Genomic DNA, 23,942 nt, shown 5'->3' on the forward strand with positions numbered 1-23,942 from the left:
CATGACGACATGCACTTTCCGATGCTCCTTCTGCGGCCGACCACGCAAGGGTGAAGGAAAACTATGAAGTCGCTCCCCCGGCGGATGGCATTTGTTGCCTCCGCAGGAATCCTGTCCATGTTCATGTTTGCACCCCCTGCGCTGGCGACCGGCCCGGTGAACATTCCCCCGGGCGAATTCGTCCTGGACCAGGCCAACGCCCTGGGTTCGGATGCCTCAGAGGTCGAAGCCGCGGTGAAGCAGCTCCAGCGAGACACCGGCCAGTCACTCTTCGTCATCTACGTCGATTCCTTCTCCAGCCCCTCCGATCCCACGGCCTGGGTGCAGCAGGTCGCCCAGTCCAAGAACATGGGCACCAGCGACACGGTACTGGCCGTTGCCGTGGAGACGCGCAACGCCAAGTTCGTATCCAACGACAACAGCGAACTGCACGAATTCGACCAAGACATCTTCAATAAGATGGTCAAGCCCGAGCTGTCCGACCAAGAGTGGGCCGCCGCGGCACTGGGTGCCGTCACCGGCATCCAGAACGTCTCCGAAGGTAAGAGCCCCACCGGCGGCGAGGCTTCCTCCGGTTCCGACTCCTCGGATTCCTCCGGCGGCGGGGCCGGCTGGCTGCTGGTCGGCGGCGTGGTACTCGCCGGCGGTGCCACCGCCTGGGCCCTGACCCGTCGCAAGAAGCTCCCGGACTACGTCCCACCGGTGGCCACTGGCCCGGATGGCAAGCCCCTGGACCCGCTGGCTTCACTGAGCATCCCGGAACTGCGCACCCAGGCCGGCAGCCTGCTGATTGCCGCCGACGACGCGATCCGCTCCTCCGAACAAGAGGTCGGCTTCGCTCAGGCACAGTACGGCGAGGAAGCGGTCAAGCCCTTCGCCGAGGACATTGAGACCGCCAAGACCCACATGAATGAGTCCTTCAAGCTGCAGCAGCAACTCGACGACCACATCCCGGACACCGAGGAAGAGCAGCGCTCCTGGCTCGGGGAGATCATTCGCCGCTGTGAGGCGGTCAACGAGACCCTCGAGACGCACACCGAGGAGTTCGCCTCGCTGCGCGAGCTGGAAAAGAATGCCCCGGAAGCCGCTGCGGCCCTGAAGACCCAGATCGATCCGCTGCGCCAGCGTGTCGGCTCGGTCCAGGCCCAATTGACCGAGCTCGGCGCCCGCTACACCGAGAGCGCCTTGAATCAGGTCAAGGGCAACATCGCCGAGGCCACCGACCGGCTGGACTTCGCCAATACCGCGGTGCTCACCGCCGAGGCGAAGATCGCCGAAGCCAACACCGCAGAGGCCGCCGTGGCGGTCCGTGCCGGGGAAGACGCGGTGCACCAGGCCACGGTCTTGCTCGACGCCGTAGCGCACGCCAGCGCCGATCTAGACAAGGCCCGGGCCGATCTCGAAGCACTGGTCTCCTCGGCAGCCCAGGATCTGGCCCAGGGCCGCGCCCTGGTAGCCAACGGTTCCAACCCGGAACTTGCCGGTCCCGTCGCGGCCCTGGAGACAGCGCTGTCCTCGGTCCAGGCCCAGGTCAGCGGCGGCAAGGTGGATCCGGCAGCCTTGCTGACCGAGGTCGATGCGGGCCTGCGTCCGCTCAATGAGCAGCTGAACCAGATCCGCGATGCACAAGAACGCAACCGTCGCGCCGCGGACCAGCTGCAATCGGCACTGCGCACCGCCCAGATGAAAATCAGCGGTACCGACGACTTCATTCGCGCCCGGCGCGGCGGCGTCGGCTCCAGGGCACGCACCCGGCTGGCCGAGGCCAAACGCAACCTCGACGAGGCCCTGCGCATGGCTTCCTCCGACCCGCTCAACGCACTGGCCTTTGCCGAGCATGCCTCGGCCCTTGCCGATCAGGCCGCTCGCGAGGCGGAGAGCGATGTGGACGGTTTCGGCGGAGGCATGGGCGGAGGGTTCGGTGGCGGTAGCGGCGGCGGCGGGCTCGGCGGCGCCATCCTCGGCGGCATCCTCATCGACTCGATCCTGCGCGGCGGCTCAAACTCCGGGGGCTCCGGCGGCATCTTTGGCGGAGGCGGCTTCGGCGGCTTCGGCGGCGGTGGAGGTGGCGGCTTCGGTGGCGGCGGTGGTGGCGGCTTCGGAGGCGGAGCCGGCGGCAACTTCTAACCAAATCAATCCATCCACGGCACCAGCTGCGTGCCGTACCTAGATTTCAGTACCGTGCTTCCGGCCCACGGAAACGCGTCAACAGATGCTCGATAAGTCAGTCAACGAAAGGTCTCACCGTGGCAAAGCAGTCTATTTTTGGTCGTGTCTCCCAGCTGGCCAAGGCCAACATCAACGCCATGCTCGACTCTGCGGAGGATCCGCAGAAGATGCTCGACCAGATGGTCCGTGACTACACCGATAACATCGCCGAAGCAGAAACCGCGGTGGCGCAGACCATCGGCAACCTGCGCATGATCGAAGAGGACTACACGGAGGATAAGCAAGCCAGCGCCGATTGGGGCAACAAAGCTCTGGCCGCTTCGGGCAAGGCCGACGAGTTCCGTGCTTCAGGGGACACGGCAAACGCCGACAAGTTCGATTCGCTGGCCAAGGTAGCCATTCAGCGACAGATGCAGTCCGAGTCGGAGGCAAAGTCCGCCGAACCGAGTATCAGCTCGCAGCGCGAGATCGTGGAGAAGCTGAAGACCGGCCTGGATGCGATGAAGTCCAAGCGCCATGAACTGGTTTCTAAGCGCGACGAGCTGGTGGCCCGCGCCAAGTCGGCCCAGGCCCAGAACCAGGTGCAGGAGGCCGTGAAGGCCATCGACTTCATGGATCCCACCAGCGAGGTCAGCCGCTTCGAGGAAAAGATCCGTCGCGAAGAAGCCCGCGTGCGCGGCGCCGCCGAGCTGGCATCTTCGTCGCTCGACGCCCAGTTCAACTCGCTCGAGGACTTGGGCGAGCAGACCGAGATCGAGGCCCGCCTGGCCGCTCTGAAGGGGCCCAAGAGCGCCCCGTCGATCACCACTGGCGCAGACGAGTAGCCAGCCGCACCACCACCGCTTGCGGGCAGCCACCGGCCTCCCGCAAGCACGGGACGGACCTGAGAACCTGCAGTGAAGTATTTCTGCGGTTCGCGGGTCCGTTTCGCTTTTCCCCCACGCCCCGTACACGCGCTCCCCCACCGATGCCATGCGCGGACTTCCTGCACCCGTCGAGGATTCCCCAGGGGCCGATGGATGCTCCCCGGGACAGCCCGCAGCAGGGTTATCCACAGATTTCTCTACCCTCTGGCATCGTTAGGGGCAGGTCGGCCATGCTGTATGTCATGAACACCGAGCAGTTCCCCCAGAGCTCGGGTCTTGGCCGTGCACACACCGGTCGGAATCCGAAGCCCGGCCGTCAGCGGTCCCGGGCCGATCTGTTGCGCAAGCTGCTCGATGCCGAAGAATTCTTCATCTCCGCCACCACCGAACTTGCCGCCGAGACCACATCTCCCACCGAGGCCGCAACCCTGGCCTTGATCGTCGAGTTGGCCCACCGCCGCACCGCCTACGCCCAGGTGCTCGTGGCCCAGGGCGCCCAACGCACCCTGGCGCACGAATTGCCGATCCAGACCATGGAGGAGCTCACCGCGGTGATCGCTGATCCCGCACCGTTCATGCGCGGAGACACCCTGCTGCCGGAAGACCCGCCCGTCCCACCGACCGGGCGCCTGCCCCACCGGGACACCGCCGACTTCCTGCAACACCTGCTGGGCATCAGCTATTTTGAGGCCCGGGACCGGGTCAAGGCCACCACCGCGCTGCTCAAGCACGTCGATGAACATGGAATCAAGCACCCCGCGCGCTACCCGGAGCTGTCGACGGATGCGCAAGCAGGAACCATCGATCCCAAGCACGTGATGCAGGCGGCCAGAAAGCTGGACAAGGTCGCCCCGGTGATCAAGAAGCAACCCGAGGCCAAACAACTCTCCACGTCCCTGCAGGAGAAGGTCCGGGAATCCTTGAAGACCCAGGGCCCGCAAGCCACCGGCAAGCTGATCACTGCGTGGCAGCAGTCCTTAGAGCAGAGCTCCCCCGGGGAGCCCACTGCCGAGGAGATCAGCGCGAAGACCGGAATCCTTCTGACCCGCCGCACCGAACACTTCTCGTACTTCAGCCTGTGCATGCTCAACGTGGAAGCTGAAATCTTCCTGTCACACTTCGCCGCTGCCGACAATGCGCGGACCACCGCCGGCAACCGGGATACCTTGGGCCGTAACGCCGCGACCGGTTCCAACGGCGCCCCCGCCTCGGATGGCCAGAGAATGGAACCAACCACGGCTCCGCCAATTCCTCAGTGGGCTGCCAACCCGGACACCCCGGAGGCTGAACGTCCGCGCGCGGTCTACACGGATGTGGGAACGGCGGCCGGCGCAAAACCTGCAGCCCAACCGGGTACGGTGCCTGCGGAAACTAACACCGTGACGTTGGAGGACGAAGCCTTCGGGCCAGTCGACGGATTGACGCCCGCCCGCAGACACCTGCAATCCATCCTCAACGCTTTACGGCACATCAGCGGTAGCGCCAACGGCGCTACCGCTATCGCCAAGGCAACACTCGTCGTCCATTGCCAGCTCGAAACACTTCTGGGGCTTGCCCAACGGGCAGGAATCAGTGCACACGGCCTGGAAGTCAGTGTTGGAGAGCTCAGACGACTGTTATGCGACGCAGGTGTGATTCCCATGGTGTTCAATGGCAAAAGCCAAATCCTCGACCTCGGTCGTGAACAACGATTTGTACCCGACTACCTCCGATTAGCAATCCTGGCCAGGGACGGAGGATGCCTGGTCCCTGGTTGCACCGTACCTCCGGAGCATTGCGAGATCTGTCATGTCGACTCATGGCAAGACGGAGGGGTGACAAGTGCGGAAAACGCCGGCCCGGGGTGTAGCGCGCACCACCATGATTTCCATTCGGGAAAAATCACGTTGGTTCGAGATGTCGATGGTCTGCCGGCGGTCTTGTTGCCGAAGTATCTGGACCCGGAGCAGCTTCCGCGTCGCAATGATTATTGGCAACACGCTCGCCAAACCAAGCCCACGTTGTTCTAGTGCTCGGATTCTGCGATCTGCCCAAAATCCCGTCTGTTTCAGGACGCAAGAAAGGCCCTACAGTTCCGGAGAACTGTAGGGCCTTCATTGTGGAGATGGGGAGAATTGAACTCCCGTCCGATGTGGTGTTGCCAGGTCTTCTCCGGGCGCAGTTTGCGTTGGATTTTCTCTGCCCCAGCCGTCATGCAAACAAGCGGCTGATCCAGGCACAGTTACCTAAATTATGCAGGTCGTTCCGGTAACACTAACTTCCCGCAGTGGCTATCTAAATGACGTTAGGAACAGGGGCGATAGCATCCCCTGGCTAACGGACTACTCTGGCTGCTTAGGCAGCGAGAGCGAAGTCAGTGCGCTTTGAGTCGGCACTTATTGTTTTGCAAAGAGCGTTTACGAGATAACTTTGCATCCTCGGCCCGCTTCACTTGTCGCGACTCACACCGTCGAAACCGATCATCCCCGTATTTTGTTGTCAACGGGCAACTTGCGTTGCCCCAACCACGCAGATTAACCGCGCATATCTAGTCTAGCGCACATTCACGCCAAGTCTATTCCCCGGGCCTCAAATATTTACTCCTGAACCCCGCGGTTCCGCTCTCTCATGGAGCGCAGTGCTTCCCTGTTGTCCTGCTTTTCACGCAGTGTCTGGCGCTTGTCGTATTCCCTCTTGCCCCGTGCAACGCCGATCTCGACTTTTGCGCGACCGTTCTTGAAATACAAGCTCAGTGGCACGATGGTCAGGCCAGCTTCGTTGATCTTTCGTTCGATCTTTAGAAGTTCCTGCCGGTGTAGCAAAAGCTTGCGGCGTCGGCGCGCTGCATGATTCGTCCATGAACCGTTGAGGTACTCCGGGATGTAAACATGCTCGAGGTACAGCTCATTGCGGTAAAACTGGCCGAACCCATCGACTAGAGAGGCCTTACCTTCACGCAGCGACTTCACTTCGGTCCCGCTGAGCACCATGCCAGCCTCGTAAGTATCGAGGATCTCATAGTCGTGGCGAGCCTTGCGGTTGCTGGCAATGATCCGCTCTTGCGGGTCTTTCTTAGCCATGGTGGCAATTCCTCTCCGCAAATGGTTTCTTCACTTGGCGAGCTTATAGCTTACCGCTAGAGAAGTCCCAATGGGTTCACGGCCGCACCATTGATAATCGTTTCAAAGTGCATGTGGCAGCCGGTGGAGTTGCCGGTGGTTCCGACATAACCGACAACCTGCCCCTGCTTGACGTGTTGGCCGACATTGACCACGACACGCTGCATGTGGTGGTAGTTCGTCGCAAGGGCCTTGCCCTTGACCACTCCATGGCTGACGGTGACCTTGTTACCGGAGGAACCTCCCCAACCAGCCATCCAGACTTCGCCGTCCGCCGAAGCCTTCACCGGCGACCCGCATTGTCCGCCGAACCCCCAGTCGACACCAGCGTGGACGTAACCACCGCGACCACCGTAGTCAATAGTTCCGGCAGGCGTTGGGCGCCACCCAAAGCCGGAGGTCTGTCGCCCACCGCTTACGGGCCGAATCAGCCCCCACGAGCTTCGCTCCTGCGGCGCTGCCTGCGGTGCCGGCGCCACGTACTTGGGTTTGACGTAGGAGTTCTTCTTCTTCTGTCGTGCGGCCTCTTCCCTGGCTTCCTTGGCCCGGGCGGCTTCCTCACGCTCCCACTTAGCTTTTTCTTCGGCAATTCGTTTGCGTTCGGCAGCCGCTGCCTTGGCCTTGCGCTCGGCTTCCTCACGGATCAGCCGTTCCTGGCGTTCCTTGATCTGACCATTGATCTGGACCTGTTCAGCCTCTTTCACCCGAAGCTTTTCCTGAATCCGCGGACGCTGGGCCAAGAGCTCGGCACTGAGTGCGTCCGTTTGGGAAATGATGCCGTCAAGCGACTGCTTCTTTTCCTCGGCGTCATCGCGGGCGACTTGCTCGCGGACCAGGGCAGCATCTGCTGCCGACTTGAGGTCGGTGATTTCTTCTTCCACGGCAGCAAGTCGCAGTTGCGCATTGGCATCGGTGGCGGACTGCTCAGAGAGGGAATCAAGCGCTGCGTTTTGTGAGCGCATGGCCTGATCGGCCAAATCCATTCCGGCCGCCAAGTTTCCGTCGGCGCTGGCGTTCAGCAGCAAGGAAAGATCGGAAGAAACACCGCCGCGTTTGTAGGCTTCCGTCGCGATCTGGCCGATGATCTGTTTGGAATCTTCCAGCTTCACCTTGCCTTCGGCAATCTTGACGTTCAGCTGGTCACGGGTTTCGCGGGCCACCTGGACGCGTCGGGCCAAATCCGCTGCTTCATCGGCTGCTCTGCTCACACGACCTTGTGCATCTGCCAGGGCCTGTTCCGCCGCTGGCAGTTGTGCCTGCAAGCCGCGAAGCTTCGAATCGGTTTCCTTGATGTCATCGTCAAGGACTTCCATGTCTTCATTCAGGTGATCAAGGTTTTGCTCAACCTCGATCTTTCGGTCATCTAGCTCGTCGGCGTGGGCACCGACGCCTCCGGAAACCAGAAGTGCGATCGTAAGCGCACCCACAGCCCCTGAACGCGCCATTCGGCACCATACTGCTTTGGCTAACATAAGTGTCCTTTGAATTCCCGTGAAAACGTATTTTGCATGAAGAAGCGACGCACTAAACCTTCAAGTAGCGTCGCAAGGTTACCAACGACGATACACCAGCCAAAACCACACCCAGCAAGATTAGCCACGGCGCGACAATGAGTACTTCACCCGTGGAGATGAAGGCGGTGTCCTTATATTCGATAGCCAGCTTTTCATCGACTAAGAATCTGACGGCCGCCCACAGCACTCCTGAAGCCAACAGCGCTCCAACGAGCGCAGCAATGATCCCTTCGAGGACGAAGGGGAGCTGAAGCGACGATTTGGAGGCGCCCACCAAGCGCATGATCCCGGTCTCTCTGCGGCGCAGATACGCAGATAGACGGATGGTGGTGCCGACAAGCAACACGGCACACAAGATCATCACCCCTGCGATTCCGATGGCTACAAAGGAGGCGATATTGATGATCGAGAAGATCTTTTCCAACAGTTCCCGTTGGTCAACCACGACGTCCACACCGTCCGTGGACGAGAACAGTTCCTTGATGATCTGATACTTTTCCGGATCGACCAGCGAAACACGGAATGATTCGGGCAGCTGCTCCGCAGTCACGGTTTCGCTCATCGAAGAGTTTTCAAACTGTTCTTGGAAGTGAGCGAGTGCCTGTTCTTTGGACTCATATTCGAAGTTATCCACGTAGGGCTTGACGGCGGAGGAGCCGAGCATCGACTCGATTTCGCCTCGCTGACCTTCAGTTACGGCGCCCTCGGTGCAGTTGGAGCTCTCATTGTGTTCACCGCAAAGATAGATGGCTACTTGGACCTTGTCGTACCAGTAGCCCTTCATCTGGGTGATCTGCATTTGCATGAGGGCGGCTGTGCCCACAAAGGTCAAAGAGATGAAGGTAACCAACACCACGGATACCACCATGGAGAGGTTTCGGCGGAGGCCAGTGCCTACTTCGCCGAGAATGAATCCTAGTTTCATGGCATGTCATCCTCAGTGTCAAACGGTGCAAAGGCCTGGCTGCCGGCCGGTGGTTTTTGCCACGTCCCGTGATTCGCCTGGCGCAATTCGCGCGTGCCGTCCTGATTGATCACGGGGATCATCGAGGTGTACTCGCCGGCGACTTCGTCGCGCATGATTTTTCCGAGGGACAGTTCGACAACACGACGCCGCATGGAGTTCACGATGCCGTCATCGTGGGTGGCCATCAGCACCGTGGTGCCGTTTTGGTTGATCCGGTCCAGGACGTTCATGATTCCGACGCTTGTCGCCGGGTCAAGGTTTCCTGTAGGTTCATCGGCCAACAGAATCTGGGGTTTATTGGCAATGGCACGGGCGATGGCCACACGTTGCTGTTCTCCGCCAGAGAGCTCATCTGGCTGGCGTTTTTCCTTGCCCTCGAGCCCCACAAGCTTGAGTACTTGGGGAACGTGGTCACGGATGGCGCTGCGGCTCTCCCCCACCACCTGCATGGCAAAAGCTACGTTTTCAAAAACGTTCTTTTGCGGCAGGAGACGGAAGTCTTGGAACACCACGCCGATGCCTCGACGCAGTTTCGGCACGCGCCATGACGGGATACGTGCAACGTTTTGTCCGGCGACGTGCACCGAACCGCCCGTCGCGACGATTTCGCGCAGGATCAACCGAAGGAACGTGGATTTACCGGACCCTGAAGCACCCACAAGAAACGCAAAGTCACCGCGGTCAATCTCAATGGTTACGTCATCGAGGCCAGGGCGCGCATTTTCCGAACCAAGGCGTGACTTTTGGTCATAGACCATCGTGACGTTTTCGAATCTAATCATCGCAGCTCTGCCCGCGGGATCGCCGGTGCATGATCCAGGCACGGGACTTTGTTGTGGGAAGTTGCAAAGCCAGCCCTTGAACTCTATCCGTCCCGGTGCCGCACATCCGGCACAAAAAGTGGGTGTGTCATGATTCTGTGAGCGAGGTGAGTGTCCGCTATGTGGTCCCGCTTGACCGTACAACGCACGGAAATGACACAATTAACGCGGCGACCACTTCCGGTGGTGACCATCGTCGGACTGCCAGCGACACGGGCCCACCACTTCAGGTGAGCATCTGGCCCCGAGCGTTTGGCAGAGCAAAAGTTCGGCTTTCGTCGTCGCCACAAAATTCGCCAGTAGCTAGGAAAGCTAGGGGCCGCCATTGCTGAAACGAGCACCTCGGTGATGACCATGGATCATCAGTAACCACCGACATGATGGTTGCCAGCAGTGTAAACAAAAAAGGGGCCAGGCACACATCTGAAATGTGTTCCTGACCCCTGAAGCAGTGCAGTCTAGGCTTGCGGGCGACGCTGCCCGGCGCGCCAACGGATCCCTGCATCGATGAAGTCATCGAGATCACCGTCGAGCACAGCCGAGGTGTTCCCGACCTCGTGCTCCGTACGCAGGTCCTTGACCATCTGATACGGATTCAAAACATAAGAACGCATTTGATCGCCCCAAGAAGCTTTCACGTCCCCTGCCATCTGCTTCTTTTGTGCGTCCTGCTCAGCCTTTTTCTGCAACAGCAGCCGGGACTGCAAGACGCGAAGTGCCGCCGCACGGTTCTGGATCTGCGACTTCTCGTTCTGCATCGACACCACGATTCCGGTGGGAATGTGGGTCATGCGCACCGCGGAGTCTGTGGTGTTCACTGATTGTCCGCCCGGGCCCGAGGAACGGAACACATCAACCTTGATCTCGTTTTCCGGGATCTCGATGGAGTCGGTCTGTTCGATCAGCGGGATGACTTCGACAGCCGCAAATGAGGTCTGGCGGCGTCCCTGGTTGTCGAACGGGGAGATCCGCACGAGGCGGTGGGTGCCCGCTTCGACCGACAAGGTGCCGAAGGCATAGGGTGAGTTGACCTCGAAGGTGGCCGACTTCAGGCCAGCTTCCTCCGCATAGGACGTGTCCATGACGCGGGTCGGATGGCCGTGTTTCTCAGCCCAGCGCAGGTACATACGCATGAGCATCTCAGCGAAGTCCGCGGCGTCGATGCCACCGGCGCCGGCGCGGATGGTGACCACGGCCTCTCGAGAATCGAATTCGCCGGAGAGCAGGGTGACAACTTCCAAATTCGCCAAGGCCTTGCGCACGGACTTAAGCTCAGTCTCCGCTTCGGCCATGGAGTCAGCGTCGCCTTCCATTTCCCCCAACTCGACCAAGACCTCTAGGTCGTCGATACGGTCATGAATGCTCATCAGGCGTTCCAGTTCCGACTGGCGGTGCGAAAGCTTGGAGGTGACCACCTGTGCGGCGGCCGGGTTATCCCAAAGATCGGGCATTCCAGCTTCCTCGGAGAGCATTGCGATGTCGGTGCGGATGCGCGGAACATCGGAAACCTCTTCAATGGAGGCATAGGTGGAGCGCAGGGATTTAATTTCGGCAGAAAAGTCAGTTGAAGCCATGGTGGTTCCAGCCTACGACATATATGGGGCACGCCACGCGTCGGATCACGGGTACCGTCTCGATATCCGCCGCCCGGGAACTGCCAGCAGGTCGGTGCCACACGCGCGGCATTGCCAACGCTGACCGTCGGCGAGCGCCACAGACCGGATACGTCCGGGGCGTCGAAGAGCTGCTCGGTTTGGGCAGGATCCCGTTTAACGGATCATCGCGAAAGCAAGGTGCGGGCGTAGGCATCGACTTGGATGGGAACCCCGCGCGGAACTACCCAGCCGATGATCGGTGGGTGCACGACCGCCCCGAGCCGGACATGCGCCGTCACCGAATCGCCTGCCACCCCTGCACTGATGATGTGAAGCCCCGTGATCCCTGCATGGGCGTTGGTGTCGGACAGGTATTTTTCCGCGGCGTGCCTGACCTCGGCTGGTTGCAAGCGGATCGTGGCAATCTCGTCCCCGCCGGCAGTGAGTTCGAAGTTGTCGGCCGCCGCGGCAACGGCTCCGTCGGCCAGCGACAAGAGCTTGTGGGCCGAGATATTCACTGCTGTGGCCGCGAACACGACGCTGATGGCCAGCAGCGACACCGCGATCAGCCCGATGATCAGTACCATTGACTGGCCAGTTTCTTCAGCGCTGACGGGCCGTTTTTCCATTTGAGCTCTCCGGCCTTGGTAGTGGGAATGTGTCGGGTCGTGTTCGGTGATGTTCGCCCTGGATCTAGCCATATAGATCGACCCTCTGGGTTGCATCGGAGCCGACGGTGCCGGTGCGCCAGCTCCACCCCTGCGGCAGCAGCGGCAGGACGGTGTCGATCGACACGTGGACCGTCACGGTGCTGCCCGGTGAGAGGCAGGTACCGCGGCAGCTGTAGCTGAAGTGCGCTCGACCGGCATCCAGCTGCATACTTGCCGCTGCCCGCTGGACCGCGTCTGTGGCCCGGGCCCGGCCCTCTCCTTCGCTTTCGGCGGTCACGAAGACCTTGGCGGCGTGGTCGGCCGCGCCCACGGCCGCATAGCTCGCCGCCTGGATCTGCGCTGCACCAACCACTAGATAAACCAGTGGGACCAACAGCAGGACCACCAGAAAGATGAATTCGATCATGGAGGACCCCGCTTGGTTCACCGGCTCGGCGGGGCGTGGGGGCTTAGCCATAGCGCACCGACTCCCCATGGACCACAAATTCGCCGACAAACGGGACCATGCCGAAGACCGGTACCGCGGCGCGCACCGTGATGCGCACTCCTGGGGTTCCGCCGACGCTGATCGAGGTCGCTTGGACGTTGGATGCGAAGCCATCGCTAAGCGCACCGCGGATCAGCTCGCGGGTGCGTTGGACTCCGTCCGCGGGTCCCCGGTCGGCCAGCGTTCCATATCTGGCCCCGGAGGCCGCTGCATCCATGAGCGTATTGCGCACATGCAGGGCGAAGGCTAACTGCAGAATTCCTAAGAACACGGCGATGATCAGCGCGGAGACCATCACAAATTCGGCGACGGCCGAACCCCGCTGATCATCGACCTTGATGCGCCGCCAGAGTGGGCGATGCCTGAACATAGCCGCGGGTCAGCCCATCCCCGCGACCCGGTCGATCGCTTGGTTGAACAGTTCCTCCAGCCGGGGCCCGGCGATTGCCAGCAGGGCCGCGACTAAGAGCGCACTCATTAGAGTGATCATGACCCAACCAGGAACGTCCCCGCGTTCGTTGCGCTTGATGCGCCCTGCTAGGTTTATCGTGCAGTTCCCGATCCAGATGCCCGCCCCCAGGAACAACAACTCAATCTGCCGTTTGATCCTCATAATTCCTTCTCCTTGTTGGTTTACCCGCCCGACGTTGGTCCGGCGCACGTGACGTGTGTGAGTGCTGTGTTGAAGTCCTACTTCGTCCGGCCCTCCCCTCCCGCGGGCCAAGGTGTGTTGTGGTGTAGCCTCCTCGTTAGTAGTTCATGTCGATCAGCGCCAGCCCCGGGAACACCGAAAAAACGATGGTCAAGGGGAGGATGCCGAAAACTATGGGAATCATCATGCCTATTTCTTTTTTGCCGGCGGTTTCCATCAGTTCGCGTTTGGCAGCGTCACGCACGTCTTGGGCTTGAGCGCGCATCACCGCGGCAATCGGAGTACCCCGTTCGCTGGCCACCGTGATTGCGTCGACGAACCGGGTCATGGCCGTCAGCTGAATACGGTCAGCCATCTCCGCCAGCGCGTCGGCCAACGTGGCTCCGGCGCGCACATAGGCCAGTGTCAACGTGAATTCTTCGCTCAGCGCCCCCTTGGACGTGCGCGCTACTCGTTCGATGGAGCCAACGGTGCTTTCCCCAGCGGCAACGGCCAAGGCCATGAGTTCGGCGATCGTGGGGAATTGGTTCAGGATCCGCTTGCTGCGCCGGGTGGTCTGCTCCCCCAAGTACCAGTCGCGCAGCAGATAGCCACCGACAGCACAGAAAATCAGCACGAGGAACGCGAACATCGGATTGAACCGCCCGGCCGCGAGGTTGGCAGCGAGCAACGCTGCCCCGACCAAGGTCAACGCCGCCGACCACAGCAGCTGCTGGGCGCGGAAGTCAAGCACGCTGATCCCCAACCCCGCTCGGGCCAGCCTCCTGCCCATGGCTTCATTGCTGGGGTTCAGCCGCTGCGAGAACCGTGCAACATCGGCCAGCATGGGCGCGAGTATGCGACCCAGCGGCCCGAAGGGGGTCTGCGCGGCCAACGGTTCGGCGAGCATGCGTGAGCCGGACCTGCCGGCTCGCAGGTGCGGGGCCACACGCTGGGCGAAGGTGACCGGGCGCATCGCCGGGATCCGCACGAGCACCAGCCACAAACCGCTGCCCAGTGCCACACCCAGAACCAGCGACAGGATCATCGTGGTGCTCATCGGAACACCCGTTCTTCCTCGGGCAGCCTGCCGATGCGCATCATCGTCCGATAACAGATGAACGAGACCACCAAGCCTCCGATGAGCACCAGCATGCCGCTGAACGAGGTGTAGGCGATCACCGCCGCCGGTTGCCCGGCCAGCAGAAGCAGAATCACCCAGGGAGCACCGATGGCCAGCCGGGCTGCGGACACCGTCCAGGACTGCCGCGCTTCCAACTCCCCGCGGGTCCGGGCCGAGTCGCGCAGGAAGGAGCTGAGGGTACCGAGCATTTCGCCTAAGTCCGTGCCGCCGACCTCGCGGGTGATGCGCAGCGCCTCAACGATCTTGTCGGCCACCGGGTCGGCCAGACGTTTGGCGAGCCCCTCAAGCGAATCGTTGAAACGTGCGGTGGCACGGTAGTCCAGACCGAAGTCGGAGAAGGCCGGACGCAGGGCTTCGGGCCCTTGTGCCCCCAGCTGAGTCAGGGCCTCGGGCAGCGACATCCCTGCGCGAATCGCAGAGCGCAGGTGGTCCACTACGTCAGGCCATTGCTCCCGGAGGTTGGCCGCACGCTTGTTTCCCTGGTGGCGCACCAGCATCCAAGGCGCACCGGCACCGAACCCGGCAAAGGTCAGCGCAATTAGCGGGGCACCGGTGAGGATCAGTACCACGAGTCCGACGATGACCGCGGAGGTGATCGATGCGGTGATGAATCCGCCGCGGGTGACCTTGTCCAGCCCGGCATGAAGCAGCAGGGTTTCGATGCGGCCGTTGGAGGTCTTGATCCCGTGGCCCGGCACCGAGGTGAAGGCCCGGAACACCAAGAGCAGCCCGAAGCCGAGGGTGAGACCTAGGAAGATGCTCATGCCACCAGCCGTCCCAGTTCGGCCACGTCGATTCCTGCTTCGAGGAGCTTCTGGTGGGCAAGGTCCGCCGTTGGAGCCAGCACCAGCTCCCCCTCGTGATGTTCGAACAGTGTGGTGGTCTCGATGGCCCCGTTTTCCACCCGGCGCCCCAGCGCCAGGATTTCCCCGATGAACCGCTGTCCTGCGGCATCGCGTCGGCAGTGCACCACCAGGTCGAGGCACGCTGCCACCGTGGGAACCACAAATGCCGCGGAAATATTTTCACCGGCGAGCAACGGCAACGTGCAGATCTTGGTCACGGCATCGTGCGCGGAGTTCGCGTGCACCGTCGCCAAACCGGGGATGCCCGAATTCAGGGCGATGAGCATGTCCAAGGCTTCGGCTTCGCGCACCTCCCCGATGATCAGGCGGTCAGGGCGCATCCGCAGCGCTTCTTTGACCAGCCGGCGCATGTTGATCTCCCCGTGGCCCTCCAAGTTTTGCTGCCGGGTCTGCAGGCCCACCACATCGCGCAGATTGATCTTGAGTTCGAAGATCTCCTCGATGGTCACCACGCGTTCGCGGCTGCCGATGGAGGAGGCCAAGCAATTGAGCATCGTGGTCTTCCCGGCCTGGGTGGCCCCGGAGACCAACACGTTAAGCCCGGCGCCAACCGCGACATCCAGATAGTAGGCGGCCTGCCGGGACAGCGAGCCGAGCTCCACCAGGTGCTGCAGGCGACTGGCCCGGGCGATGAATTTGCGGATGTTCACCGCCCAATGCTTGCGGGTGATGTCGGGGATGACCACGTGCAACCGGGAACCGTCGGACAGCTGACAGTCGACGAACGGTTGGGAAAGGTCAAGACGTCGGCCCGAAGACTTGAGCATCCGTTCCACCAGGGCCGGGACCTCGGCTTCCGGAAGCCGAATAGAGGTCAGCTCCGAGGTCCCGCCGCGAGCGCAAAAGACCTGGTCGGGGCCGTTGAGCCAAATTTCTTCGACGTCGGGGTCATCGAGCAGGGGCTGCAGTGCACCAAGCCCGGCGACGGCATCCATGATCCGGCGGCGGGCCAGACCGAGCTCCCCCAAGGCCGGCAGCACACCGAGCAGCGAGCGTTCGTCGTAATCGTGGACCACCTCGTCCACTAGGCGGCGGACCTCACCGAGTTGCGTGGCCGGGTCAAGCCCGTTCCTGCGGATGAGTTCGCGTACCTCAACCTCAATTATCGCCAGTCCGTCGGCCATCGTAGGTCCCCGCCCCATGTACGGCTCCCGGGTCTGGCCGGGGCCGTGCCGTTCGCCGTCGCGTGCGCAGCAGATGCAAGTTGCGCAGATGGAAGGTCGTGCTGGGGCCCTCGTGGTTTCAGGCTAGCGGCATATCTAGTTATTTTCGTGTCGCAATACCGCGACCATACGCCCGTGTTGCCAGCGCTTCAAGGCTCGGAGAGGTTCTGTGGATAAACGGCGCCGGTGCCGGCACGCGGGTCCACAGCCGGAACCCGTGGCGACATGCGACGACCCGAAAATCCCTAGATTGGGACGAGGAATCCGTGCCGATATCGTCCCATCTATCCCTCTGATGGGTCGACGGTGCGCAGGACAAACAAACGGGCTTGGTCCACCGAGCGCAAAGACGCGCCCGGCGGACCAGGCCCGAGGCAGGCAGAACATGGGCCACGGATTATTCATCCGGTTGTCATCGCCCTCGCTGGGCCACGCGGTGCTCCTTGAAGTGGAGGCCGCCGAGCCGGTCAGCGGGGCCGGTCTGGCCGCGGCGTTGGCTAGGCATTGGCCCGGACAGCACTGGTTTTCCGGGACCGTCGCGCTGGAATCCATGGCGCGGCTTCCCCTGCAGGGTCGGTTGCTGTTGGGTGATGCGCCGATGGGTGAGGGCTCCGGGTCGCAGACGGTCAACGGGGTAGATCCTGCCGTGCTGGTGGTCTTGCGCGGCCCGGACCCCGGCGGACGGCTTCCGCTGCACCGCGGGGTGTGGGCGCTGGGCCGCGGCGACGTCGATCTGCCCATTGGTGACCTGTTGCTCTCACGCCGTCACGCGCTGGTGCGTGTTGATGGCACCTCCATCGTGCTCAGTGACGAGGGTTCGGCCAACGGACTGTGGTTCGCCCGGACGCCCATCGTGCATCGCCGTCTGCTCATTGGTGACGTCTTTGGGGCCGGAGAAAGCCTGCTGGGGGTGCTCCCGCCGGCAGGACTCGGGACCGGGCATTCCCGCTGGCCGTGGGACAAGTTGCCGATCGATGCACCGGAGCCCGGAAGCAGGCTGGCCACGATGCTCGTCGGTGCACTGGCACCACTGGGTCTCGGGGTGGGCCTGTTCCTGCTGACGCACAGCGTGTTCTTTCTGGCGTTCTGCGCGTTGTCGGTACTGACCGGTGGCTTGCCGGCGGTGGCGGCGCTGCGCGCCCGAAAGGTATTTCGGCGGGCCTGGGTGCGGGCCACCGTGGCCGATATGAAGCGCCGCGCGGACGGCGCACCGCCGGTGGGTGCGGTGGCTGCCGGGTTGGCGGCATCAGTCGGCGTGGATCCGGCTGGCCTGCCGCCGATGGTGGTCGGGCACGGGAGGCTTGCCGCGTGGTTGTGTACGACTTCCGGTGCCGAACCGCCCGAGGTTAAACCGCGCCGGGTCTCAGGCTCAGCTCTCCGTGCTGGGGCGGGCCGGCGGAGCAACGTGAAGATCGCCGAGGGTGAGGCGACGGCGCCGGGGATGCCGGCCGATGCCGCAACCCCGCCGGAGCCTGGCATCATTGCCGATTCCCCGGTGGCGTTATCACTCGGCGATGGCTCCACGGTGTGGTTTCCGGGGCCGGCGCAGGTATGGGGCCCGGTGCTGCGCGCGGTGCTGGTCCGTTGGCTGCCGCTGCTGAACCAGGGTTCCTTGCGTGTGGTCGTGGTGGGGCCCGCAGGGTTCCTACCGGCCGAGTTCGCGATGCTTCGCGGAGTCCTGGTGCTTGAAGGCGGGCAGCAGATCCCCGCCGACGGCGCACCGACGATCGTGATGGTCCTGCGCACCGACGAGCGCGGCGCCCTTCTGCGGCCCGAACAGGCGGCGGGGCCTGCCGGTGCAACGACGTGGTTATGCTGCGGAGGCCCGGAGCCTGCTCAGCCGGCAGGAATCCGCGTGGACTGCAGCAATCACCGGGTGCTGCTGGAACCCTCCGGGTGCCGGGAGAATCCGTGGCTGCTGCGGGTCCCTGCGGTCGTGGACGCTGCCACCGCAGGTGCCGCGCGCCGGGCCCGGCGCACTGCGCCGCATCAGGAATCCAGCGGGAGCGGGCCACGGGAGCGAGGCCGGGGTGCGGATGCGGGCCAAGGCGCTGGCTCAAGCACAGCCACCACACTGAAGGTGGAGCCCGAGGGAATCAGCCTGCAGGTCCTGGCCCGGGCCATCCAGCGGATCCTCGAGAGCACCGCCCAGACGGCCACCTCCGTCCTTGGCGCGCCGGATGACGACGAGCAAGCGAGCGCCGCAGCGGCATCCGGGTCCACCTTCCCGGCTGCGCTGGCGCTGGTCGGGGACACCGAGGCCGGCCCACTGCGGGTGGATCTGGACGCCGACGGACCACATTTCCTGGTCGCAGGGACCACCGGGTCGGGCAAGTCCGAGTTGCTGCGGTCCTGGGTGCTGGGCCTGGGGTTAGGGCTTGGACCCGACGAACTGGCGTTCATGCTGGTGGACTTTAAGGGCGGAGCGACGCTGGCACCGCTGGCGCCGATGCCGCACGTCCAGCTGTTCGTGTCCGATCTGGATGCGGCGGCCGGCGAGCGGCTGCTGGAGCTGCTGGGTCACGAATTACGCAGGCGTGAGACGTTCCTGGCCCGGCACGCGGCCACCGACCACCGCGACTACCTGCGCTCACGCTCCCCCGAGGATCCTCCGTTGCCCCGGCTGGTGGTGGTCATCGATGAGTTCCGAGTCTTCGCCAGCGAGCTGCCCGATGCCCTGGAACGTGTCATCCACATCGCCACGGTGGGGCGTTCGTTGGGGATCCATTTGGTGTTGAGCACACAGCGGCCGGCCGGCACCGTCAGTGCCCCGTTGCGGGCCAACATCGGCTCGGTGATCGCGTTGCGCACCATCGGGGAGTCCGAATCCAATGACCTGATTGGTTCACCGCTGGCTGCCGGGCTCGATCCGGGGCTTCCGGGCATCGCGTATTTCCGCCATGGCGGAGCTGCCCCGGTGAAGTTCCGGGCCCGAGTCAATGCACGGCCCAGCATCCCCGCCCTGCTCAGGGCTCGCGGTGGCACGCTGGCCCAGGTCCTGTTTACCGAGTTGCTGACGGACGAGGGCGGCGCGGCCGGACGGGACCCGGCAGAGCCCGGGTCGGATGCCGAATTGGCGTCCCAGGTACAACGGGTCATTGGACGCCACCAGAAGATCGAGCCGGCCGGAAACCCGTTCTCCGCGGCGCTTCCCGCACAACTGCCGGGAATTGGGCGGTCAGTGGCCCGGCAGCTGCCGGCCGGCCGGGGCATCGTTGGCTTGCTGGATCGGGTGCAGCTATCCTCGGCCAGCGCCCTGGTCTTTGATCCGCGCGCCACCCCGCGGTTGCTGGCTTGTGGGCTGCCGTCTTCGGGCATCGAGCGGATCCCTGAATTGTTGCTGCATGCGATCAGCCGGGGATCCTTCACCATGCCGGCCTTCCTGCTGGACGGAAACGGGACCCAATCCCGGTTGCGTGGGCATCCGGTGCTGCGCGGTTACTTCGGACCCGGGGACACCTGGCGCATTAACGAGTTGCTGCTGCAGCTGGGCGATCCACGCATCACCGATCCGGTGCTGCTCATCGTCTGTGGCCTCGGTGGCTGGGCCCAGTCGTTGGAAGCCGGAACATTGATGCGGTTGGAGGCGATGCTCACCGTCTTTGCGCGTACCGCCGCCGAGGCCGGGCGTGCGCTGGTGATCTGCGGGGACCGCGAGCTGGCCGGTTCCCGTGCCGCCTCACTGTGCGAGACCCGCTGGTACTTTCCGCGCGGCGCCGGCCCCGAACTGCTCATGGGATGGCCCCGCCTGCGCAGGATCGCCTCGCATGCAGGACGCGGGGTGTTGTTGGGTCCGGACGAACCCGAGCGGGGCACCGAATTCCAGTTGCTTGACGACGCCGCGAGGTTGCCACTGCCCGCGGGCCCGGCACCGGATCATTGGCTGCGCTCCGTACCGCTGCCCGGTGTCCTCCTGCCCGCTGACCTCGACGCGGCCGATTCACACCTGCTTCTGGCCGATTCGATCGAGGGTGGCCTGGCACCGGGCTTGCGGGTGGGGGTCTGCGGACCCGATAACCGGGAGTTCATCTGGTCGCCGGGTCCCTGCGGCATCGTGCTCGGCCATGAGGGGGCGGGGAAGGGTGCATTACTGGCCCATCTGGCGGTGCTGACGGGAAGCGCACCGGGGCACACCGTATACCTGCGGCTGCACGACGAGTTGCCGGTGCAGGCCGAGAACTTCTTGGAGCTGCACCCCGGGGTCGCACGGGTGCTGGTGGAGCGCGCGGATGTGCGTGTGGCTCGTGCCTCGCGGGCCGTGGAGATACTTCTGGGGGCCGGACTACAGGTTGTCCTGAGCGCGGAGCCGGGCCCACGCCTACTCTTTGAACTGGGCCTCACCGCGGCGGTGCGCGACCAACGCTCATTCCTGGTGTTGGATCCGCAGTTCGGGGCCGATTCCGACCCCAGCGGATTGAGGTTTCCTCCGGCCGGCGAAAGCGTCCCGGGGCGGGCGCTGGTGTTGGACCGCGGCACACTGCGCCAAATTCAGTGTGTCGACGGCTTCGCTTCGTGACCTTGCGATGCGCTGTCCGGGTCCGGAGGTCGTTCCTCCAATTCGGTTCAGGAGCTCTCGGATCTCGGCCGGTCGCCCAGGAACGCTGTGGTACGCGGGTCGAAGAGCAGCACCACGATCAGTGCTGCGGGCACTAGCCAGAGCCAGGCCATCGCCGGGTCGGTCTGGAAGTACGGAATGGCCAGGATGATCTGGAAGATCTGCCACATCAGTGCCGCGGCACGGGTCCAGGCCCGGGCACGGAAGAAGTGGTGGGCAACGAGCAGTTGCCAAACGCCGCCGACGATGATCAGCAACAGCATGAAAATCCGCGCGCCCATGCCCAGAGGGCCGGCCTCACCCAGCTGCAGGGCATAGGTGAATGCGTAGGCAAGCACCGCCAAGCCTTCGATGACCAGCAGTGCCGAAATGAAAAGCACCGACATCGGGCGAGGGGTCGCGGAACGGCTGGACTGGGGCATTGGCTGGCTCTTCACCCCCCAAATCTAGTACGGGCCGATGCCTTGGAGCCAAAGCGAGGGCAGCGAAGCTGTGACAAAGCCCCCCCAACAAGTCTAAAAAGACCCTTGTCGCTACGGGGTAAACCTGTTACTCCCGAGGAAAAAGCGGGCCCTTGTGACTAAGCACTCAAGGAAGCGGAGGTATTTGCAACACAGGACCCTTGTTTACGTGAACGTAACATGAAAACCTTGTTAGGCAGTCGTTCGAGTATGTCTTTTACTTGACGCATTGCTTATTGACCGGGTTATTGTTCCGGTCGACCCCCTCACTTTTCCTACCCCCAAGGAGCAACAACAAGCATGGATTGGCGTAGCCGCGCGGCTTGTCTGGACAAGGACCCGGAACTATTTTTCCCGGTAGGGAACACGGGTCCGGCCCTTCTCCAGATCGAAGAAGCCAAGAGTGTCTGCCGGCGGTGCCCCGTTGTGGACACCTGCTTGGCTTGGGCCATCGAGTCCGGCCAAGATGCCGGTGTCTGGGGCGGTATGAGCGAAGACGAGCGTCGGGCGCTGAAGCGTCGGGCAGCAAGGGCCCGTCGGGCCTCCTAGTCTCCACGTGATGTCCCACAGCACATTTTGATGAGGGGTCGGTTCTTGATTGAACCGGCCCCTCATGTGCTGGGCGGGCACCACCTAGGCAAGGCGGGACGAGGCGCAACAAGCCCCCGCCCCGTGTTGCACACTCCCATTACCATCTACCACTGGTTACGATCGATAAGTGACAGCGCCACACACTGACCCCCGCATAGGCACGACTCTCGATGCACGCTATCGACTCGACGCCCGCATCGCCGACGGCGGCATGTCCACCGTCTACCGGGCCATGGACGTGCGCCTGCACCGCACCGTCGCGGTGAAGATCCTGCACGCGCATATGGCCTCGGACCCCGCGGTGCTCGAGCGTTTCGAAGCCGAAGCGATCATCTCCGCCGGTCTGACCCACGACAACATCGTGGGCATCCGCGACCACCATGTCTCGGGATCCACCGCCTACTTGGTGATGGAGTACGTGCGCGGGCTGAACCTGAGCCAATCGCTGAAGTCCCGCGGCCGCTATACCCCGCGCCAGGCGCTGGTGGTGCTCCAAGCGATCTGCACCGGGTTGTCCGTCGCGCACGAGGCAGGCATCGTGCACCGCGACATGAAGCCAGCCAATGTGTTGATTTCCGACGAGGGGCGCATCAAGGTCGCGGACTTCGGGCTGGCTCGCGCGGCCTCCGCCCACACCAATGCCACCAACTTCTTTGGCACCGCCGCCTACATCTCCCCCGAGCTGGCCAAGGGCGATCCGTCCGATGAGCGCAGCGACATCTATGCCGTGGGCATCATCGCCTACGAGCTGCTCACCGGGCGCCAGCCCTTCACCGCGGAGAGCGCCTACGGGCTCGCGTTCAAGCACATCAACGACGACGTCCCGGCGCCCTCGGCCATCGTCCCCGGGCTCTCCAGTGAGCTCGACGAGCTGGTGGCCTATTGCACCAACAAGGATCCGGAGGACCGGCCGCAGAATGCGTCCTTCCTGCTCAGCGATCTGAAGCAGATCCACGATTCGCTTCCGCCGGCCCAGCTAGATCTGGGTTCGGAGATTCTGGGCGGACTCCGCGATCTGATCCCGCCGGCCACCAGCGCGCACACCACCGTGCATGAAGCCCTCGCCCAGGCCCAAGAATACCGCGATTCCGCCGCCGCGCGCAGCGACGGTGCTGAAGATGCTACCCGTGCCTTGGGTGGCCCTGGTCCCGAGGCTGCCGATGAGGACCCGTCCCAAGAGGTGACCCGTGCCCTAGGCGCCGGCGGGGAGCACACCACCGTGCTGCCCGGCGGCGATCACACCCAGGTGTTCGACGGATCCCAGAGCGCAGCGACGGCCGGCGCCAGCCACACCCAGGCGCTGAGTGTGCCCCCGCATCAGCACGCACAGGCCCCGACCTCCGCCCGGCAGGCCAAGAAGCAGGCCAAGGCCGCTGAGCTCGCCTGGCGGAAAGACGCGCAGATTCCCACGCACGAGCTGGCCCCGCGCACTCCGACACGGCGCAAGTGGCTGCTGGGTGTTGGACTGGTGCTGCTGGCAGCACTGATTGCCGCGGTGTCGCTGTTCTTCGGCATGGGTCCCGGAGCGAACATCCAGATTCCGCTGCTCACCGGAAGCACTGCCAGCCAGGCGGTCGGGAAACTGGGAGATGCCGGAGTTCAGGCGGATACTCGCGAAGTGTTTGACGGGAAGATCGAGCGGGGCCTCGTGGTTGGAAGTGAACCTGCCGCCGGGGAAACAATCCGTCGATTTCAAGGTCTGACCCTCCTGGTGTCCAAGGGACCCGAGCTTTTTGCCGTCCCGAATCTGAGCGGCCGCAAGCTGGCCGAGGCCCAGGCCGACCTTAAGACCGCGAACCTTGCCGCCGGAAAGACCAGCACAAAGCACTCCGAAGAGCTCGCCAAGGGCGTGGTGCTCAGCCAAGACCCCGGATCCGGGGAGAAGCTGCGCCGCGGCAGCAAGGTCTCGTTGGTTGTTTCGCTCGGACCGGCCCCCGTCGAGGTGCCCTCGTTGGCAGCGATGAGTGCGAAGCAGGCCGATGCTGCGCTGAAGAAGGTGGGGCTGAAGGGGAAGAACGCCGGCAAGGAATATAGCTCCACGGTGCCCTCCGGGCAGGTCTCATCGCAGAAACCGGCCAGCGGGCAGCTGGAACGCGGGTCAACGGTCGAATATGTTGTTTCCCGCGGTCCGAAGATGATTGAGGTTCCCAGCGTGCAGGGCAGGCAGCTGGCCGAGGCGCGCAAGGAACTTGAGGCGTTGGGCTTCAAGGTCGAGGTCGAGGAGTTCCTCGGCGGGTTCTTCGGCACCGTGCGTTCCCAGTCCCCCGACGGCGGAAGCGCCGAGGAGGGTTCCACGATCAAGCTCGTGGTGGTCTAGGACCGGGCTCCTGCACTTTCATCCTG

General features: G+C 63.3%; 19 protein-coding genes and 1 other RNA gene. 6 read left to right on the forward strand and 14 right to left on the reverse strand.

All coding sequences use genetic code 11. From position 1 onward, the window contains the following. Nucleotides 1–63: 63 nt before the first annotated feature. From ADIAG_RS12760 to ADIAG_RS12770, 3 genes are all read left to right on the forward strand, one after another. A complete protein-coding gene (locus ADIAG_RS12760) occupies nt 64–2,127 on the forward strand; it encodes a TPM domain-containing protein (RefSeq protein ID WP_007271797.1) in 2,064 nt (687 codons plus the stop codon). A 119-nt stretch (nt 2,128–2,246) separates the two neighbouring features. Next, nucleotides 2,247–2,993 (forward strand): PspA/IM30 family protein, encoded by a 747-nt coding sequence (locus ADIAG_RS12765; protein WP_007271798.1) that lies wholly within the window; start codon nt 2,247–2,249, stop codon nt 2,991–2,993. Between the two features lie 272 nt (nt 2,994–3,265). Then, the gene (locus tag ADIAG_RS12770; RefSeq protein WP_007271799.1) at nt 3,266–5,044 is read left to right on the forward strand and encodes an HNH endonuclease signature motif containing protein; all 1,779 of its coding nucleotides are present in this window, start codon (nt 3,266–3,268) and stop codon (nt 5,042–5,044) included. An 87-nt stretch (nt 5,045–5,131) separates the two neighbouring features. Here the strand turns inward: ADIAG_RS12770 and ssrA are convergent. The 13 genes from ssrA to ADIAG_RS12830 form a co-directional block, all read right to left on the reverse strand. Continuing rightward, nucleotides 5,132–5,502, reverse strand: a transfer-messenger RNA (tmRNA) gene (gene ssrA / locus ADIAG_RS20330). Between the two features lie 109 nt (nt 5,503–5,611). Further along, a complete protein-coding gene (smpB, locus tag ADIAG_RS12775; RefSeq protein WP_007271800.1) occupies nt 5,612–6,094 on the reverse strand; it encodes an SsrA-binding protein SmpB in 483 nt (160 codons plus the stop codon). 56 nt (nt 6,095–6,150) lie between these two features. Then, nucleotides 6,151–7,578 (reverse strand): M23 family metallopeptidase, encoded by a 1,428-nt coding sequence (locus tag ADIAG_RS12780; RefSeq protein ID WP_235045906.1) that lies wholly within the window; start codon nt 7,576–7,578, stop codon nt 6,151–6,153. A gap of 79 nt (nt 7,579–7,657) precedes the next feature. Beyond that, the gene (gene ftsX, locus ADIAG_RS12785) at nt 7,658–8,572 is read right to left on the reverse strand and encodes a permease-like cell division protein FtsX (protein ID WP_007271802.1); all 915 of its coding nucleotides are present in this window, start codon (nt 8,570–8,572) and stop codon (nt 7,658–7,660) included. Then, a complete protein-coding gene (ftsE, locus tag ADIAG_RS12790; RefSeq protein WP_007271803.1) occupies nt 8,569–9,396 on the reverse strand; it encodes a cell division ATP-binding protein FtsE in 828 nt (275 codons plus the stop codon). The genes ftsX and ftsE overlap by 4 nt, the downstream gene beginning before the upstream one ends. 497 nt (nt 9,397–9,893) lie before the next feature. Continuing rightward, nucleotides 9,894–11,009 (reverse strand): peptide chain release factor 2, encoded by a 1,116-nt coding sequence (gene prfB, locus ADIAG_RS12795; protein ID WP_007271804.1) that lies wholly within the window; start codon nt 11,007–11,009, stop codon nt 9,894–9,896. Nucleotides 11,010–11,212: 203 nt separating this feature from the next. Beyond that, the gene (locus ADIAG_RS12800; protein ID WP_043474850.1) at nt 11,213–11,617 is read right to left on the reverse strand and encodes a hypothetical protein; all 405 of its coding nucleotides are present in this window, start codon (nt 11,615–11,617) and stop codon (nt 11,213–11,215) included. Between the two features lie 106 nt (nt 11,618–11,723). Then, nucleotides 11,724–12,158: a hypothetical protein gene (locus ADIAG_RS12805; protein ID WP_007271806.1), complete on the reverse strand. Its 435-nt coding sequence runs from the start codon at nt 12,156–12,158 to the stop codon at nt 11,724–11,726. Then, nucleotides 12,151–12,558 (reverse strand): TadE/TadG family type IV pilus assembly protein, encoded by a 408-nt coding sequence (locus ADIAG_RS12810; protein ID WP_007271807.1) that lies wholly within the window; start codon nt 12,556–12,558, stop codon nt 12,151–12,153. The genes ADIAG_RS12805 and ADIAG_RS12810 overlap by 8 nt, the downstream gene beginning before the upstream one ends. A 9-nt stretch (nt 12,559–12,567) precedes the next feature. Beyond that, nucleotides 12,568–12,801 carry a hypothetical protein gene (locus tag ADIAG_RS12815; RefSeq protein ID WP_007271808.1) on the reverse strand — a complete coding sequence of 78 codons (234 nt, stop codon included), beginning with the start codon at nt 12,799–12,801 and terminating at the stop codon, nt 12,568–12,570. A gap of 136 nt (nt 12,802–12,937) precedes the next feature. Then, nucleotides 12,938–13,879 carry a type II secretion system F family protein gene (locus tag ADIAG_RS12820; RefSeq protein WP_043474855.1) on the reverse strand — a complete coding sequence of 314 codons (942 nt, stop codon included), beginning with the start codon at nt 13,877–13,879 and terminating at the stop codon, nt 12,938–12,940. After that, nucleotides 13,876–14,727 carry a type II secretion system F family protein gene (locus ADIAG_RS12825; RefSeq protein ID WP_007271810.1) on the reverse strand — a complete coding sequence of 284 codons (852 nt, stop codon included), beginning with the start codon at nt 14,725–14,727 and terminating at the stop codon, nt 13,876–13,878. Before ADIAG_RS12825 ends, ADIAG_RS12820 begins: the two co-directional genes overlap by 4 nt. Continuing rightward, the gene (locus ADIAG_RS12830) at nt 14,724–15,971 is read right to left on the reverse strand and encodes a CpaF family protein (protein WP_007271811.1); all 1,248 of its coding nucleotides are present in this window, start codon (nt 15,969–15,971) and stop codon (nt 14,724–14,726) included. Before ADIAG_RS12830 ends, ADIAG_RS12825 begins: the two co-directional genes overlap by 4 nt. 406 nt (nt 15,972–16,377) lie before the next feature. On the opposite strand from ADIAG_RS12830, the gene ADIAG_RS12835 reads away from it, so the two are divergent. Next, entirely contained in the window at nt 16,378–20,508 is a 4,131-nt protein-coding gene (locus ADIAG_RS12835) for an FtsK/SpoIIIE domain-containing protein (RefSeq protein ID WP_007271812.1), read from the forward strand. 47 nt (nt 20,509–20,555) lie between these two features. On the opposite strand, the gene ADIAG_RS12840 is transcribed toward ADIAG_RS12835, so the two are convergent. Beyond that, complete coding sequence (locus ADIAG_RS12840; RefSeq protein ID WP_007271813.1) at nt 20,556–20,969, reverse strand: hypothetical protein; 414 nt, start codon at nt 20,967–20,969, stop codon at nt 20,556–20,558. A 339-nt stretch (nt 20,970–21,308) separates the two neighbouring features. On the opposite strand from ADIAG_RS12840, the gene ADIAG_RS12845 reads away from it, so the two are divergent. Both ADIAG_RS12845 and ADIAG_RS12850 read left to right on the forward strand, forming a co-directional pair. Further along, a complete protein-coding gene (locus tag ADIAG_RS12845) occupies nt 21,309–21,557 on the forward strand; it encodes a WhiB family transcriptional regulator (protein ID WP_007271814.1) in 249 nt (82 codons plus the stop codon). A gap of 169 nt (nt 21,558–21,726) precedes the next feature. Beyond that, nucleotides 21,727–23,916 (forward strand): Stk1 family PASTA domain-containing Ser/Thr kinase, encoded by a 2,190-nt coding sequence (locus tag ADIAG_RS12850; RefSeq protein WP_007271815.1) that lies wholly within the window; start codon nt 21,727–21,729, stop codon nt 23,914–23,916. Nucleotides 23,917–23,942: the final 26 nt, after the last annotated feature.

It is taken from the genome of Paeniglutamicibacter gangotriensis Lz1y (assembly GCF_000348945.1).
GTDB classification, from domain to species: Bacteria; Actinomycetota; Actinomycetes; order Actinomycetales; family Micrococcaceae; genus Paeniglutamicibacter; species Paeniglutamicibacter gangotriensis.

Excerpts from the sequence above, each read along its gene's own strand:
- ADIAG_RS12810 (WP_007271807.1), bottom strand. The coding sequence starts at position 12,558 with ATGTTCAGGCATCGCCCACTCTGGCGGCGCATCAAGGTCGATGATCAG.
- ftsX (WP_007271802.1), bottom strand. The coding sequence starts at position 8,572 with ATGAAACTAGGATTCATTCTCGGCGAAGTAGGCACTGGCCTCCGCCGA.
- ADIAG_RS12815 (WP_007271808.1), bottom strand. The coding sequence starts at position 12,801 with ATGAGGATCAAACGGCAGATTGAGTTGTTGTTCCTGGGGGCGGGCATC.
- ADIAG_RS12830 (WP_007271811.1), bottom strand. The coding sequence starts at position 15,971 with ATGGGGCGGGGACCTACGATGGCCGACGGACTGGCGATAATTGAGGTT.
- ADIAG_RS12805 (WP_007271806.1), bottom strand. The coding sequence starts at position 12,158 with ATGGCTAAGCCCCCACGCCCCGCCGAGCCGGTGAACCAAGCGGGGTCC.
- ADIAG_RS12800 (WP_043474850.1), bottom strand. The coding sequence starts at position 11,617 with ATGGTACTGATCATCGGGCTGATCGCGGTGTCGCTGCTGGCCATCAGC.
- ADIAG_RS12840 (WP_007271813.1), bottom strand. The coding sequence starts at position 20,969 with ATGCCCCAGTCCAGCCGTTCCGCGACCCCTCGCCCGATGTCGGTGCTT.
- ADIAG_RS12835 (WP_007271812.1), top strand. The coding sequence starts at position 16,378 with ATGGGCCACGGATTATTCATCCGGTTGTCATCGCCCTCGCTGGGCCAC.
- ftsE (WP_007271803.1), bottom strand. The coding sequence starts at position 9,396 with ATGATTAGATTCGAAAACGTCACGATGGTCTATGACCAAAAGTCACGC.
- smpB (WP_007271800.1), bottom strand. The coding sequence starts at position 6,094 with ATGGCTAAGAAAGACCCGCAAGAGCGGATCATTGCCAGCAACCGCAAG.
- ADIAG_RS12770 (WP_007271799.1), top strand. The coding sequence starts at position 3,266 with ATGCTGTATGTCATGAACACCGAGCAGTTCCCCCAGAGCTCGGGTCTT.
- ADIAG_RS12780 (WP_235045906.1), bottom strand. The coding sequence starts at position 7,578 with ATGGCGCGTTCAGGGGCTGTGGGTGCGCTTACGATCGCACTTCTGGTT.
- ADIAG_RS12820 (WP_043474855.1), bottom strand. The coding sequence starts at position 13,879 with ATGAGCACCACGATGATCCTGTCGCTGGTTCTGGGTGTGGCACTGGGC.
- ADIAG_RS12845 (WP_007271814.1), top strand. The coding sequence starts at position 21,309 with ATGGATTGGCGTAGCCGCGCGGCTTGTCTGGACAAGGACCCGGAACTA.
- prfB (WP_007271804.1), bottom strand. The coding sequence starts at position 11,009 with ATGGCTTCAACTGACTTTTCTGCCGAAATTAAATCCCTGCGCTCCACC.
- ADIAG_RS12825 (WP_007271810.1), bottom strand. The coding sequence starts at position 14,727 with ATGAGCATCTTCCTAGGTCTCACCCTCGGCTTCGGGCTGCTCTTGGTG.
- ADIAG_RS12760 (WP_007271797.1), top strand. The coding sequence starts at position 64 with ATGAAGTCGCTCCCCCGGCGGATGGCATTTGTTGCCTCCGCAGGAATC.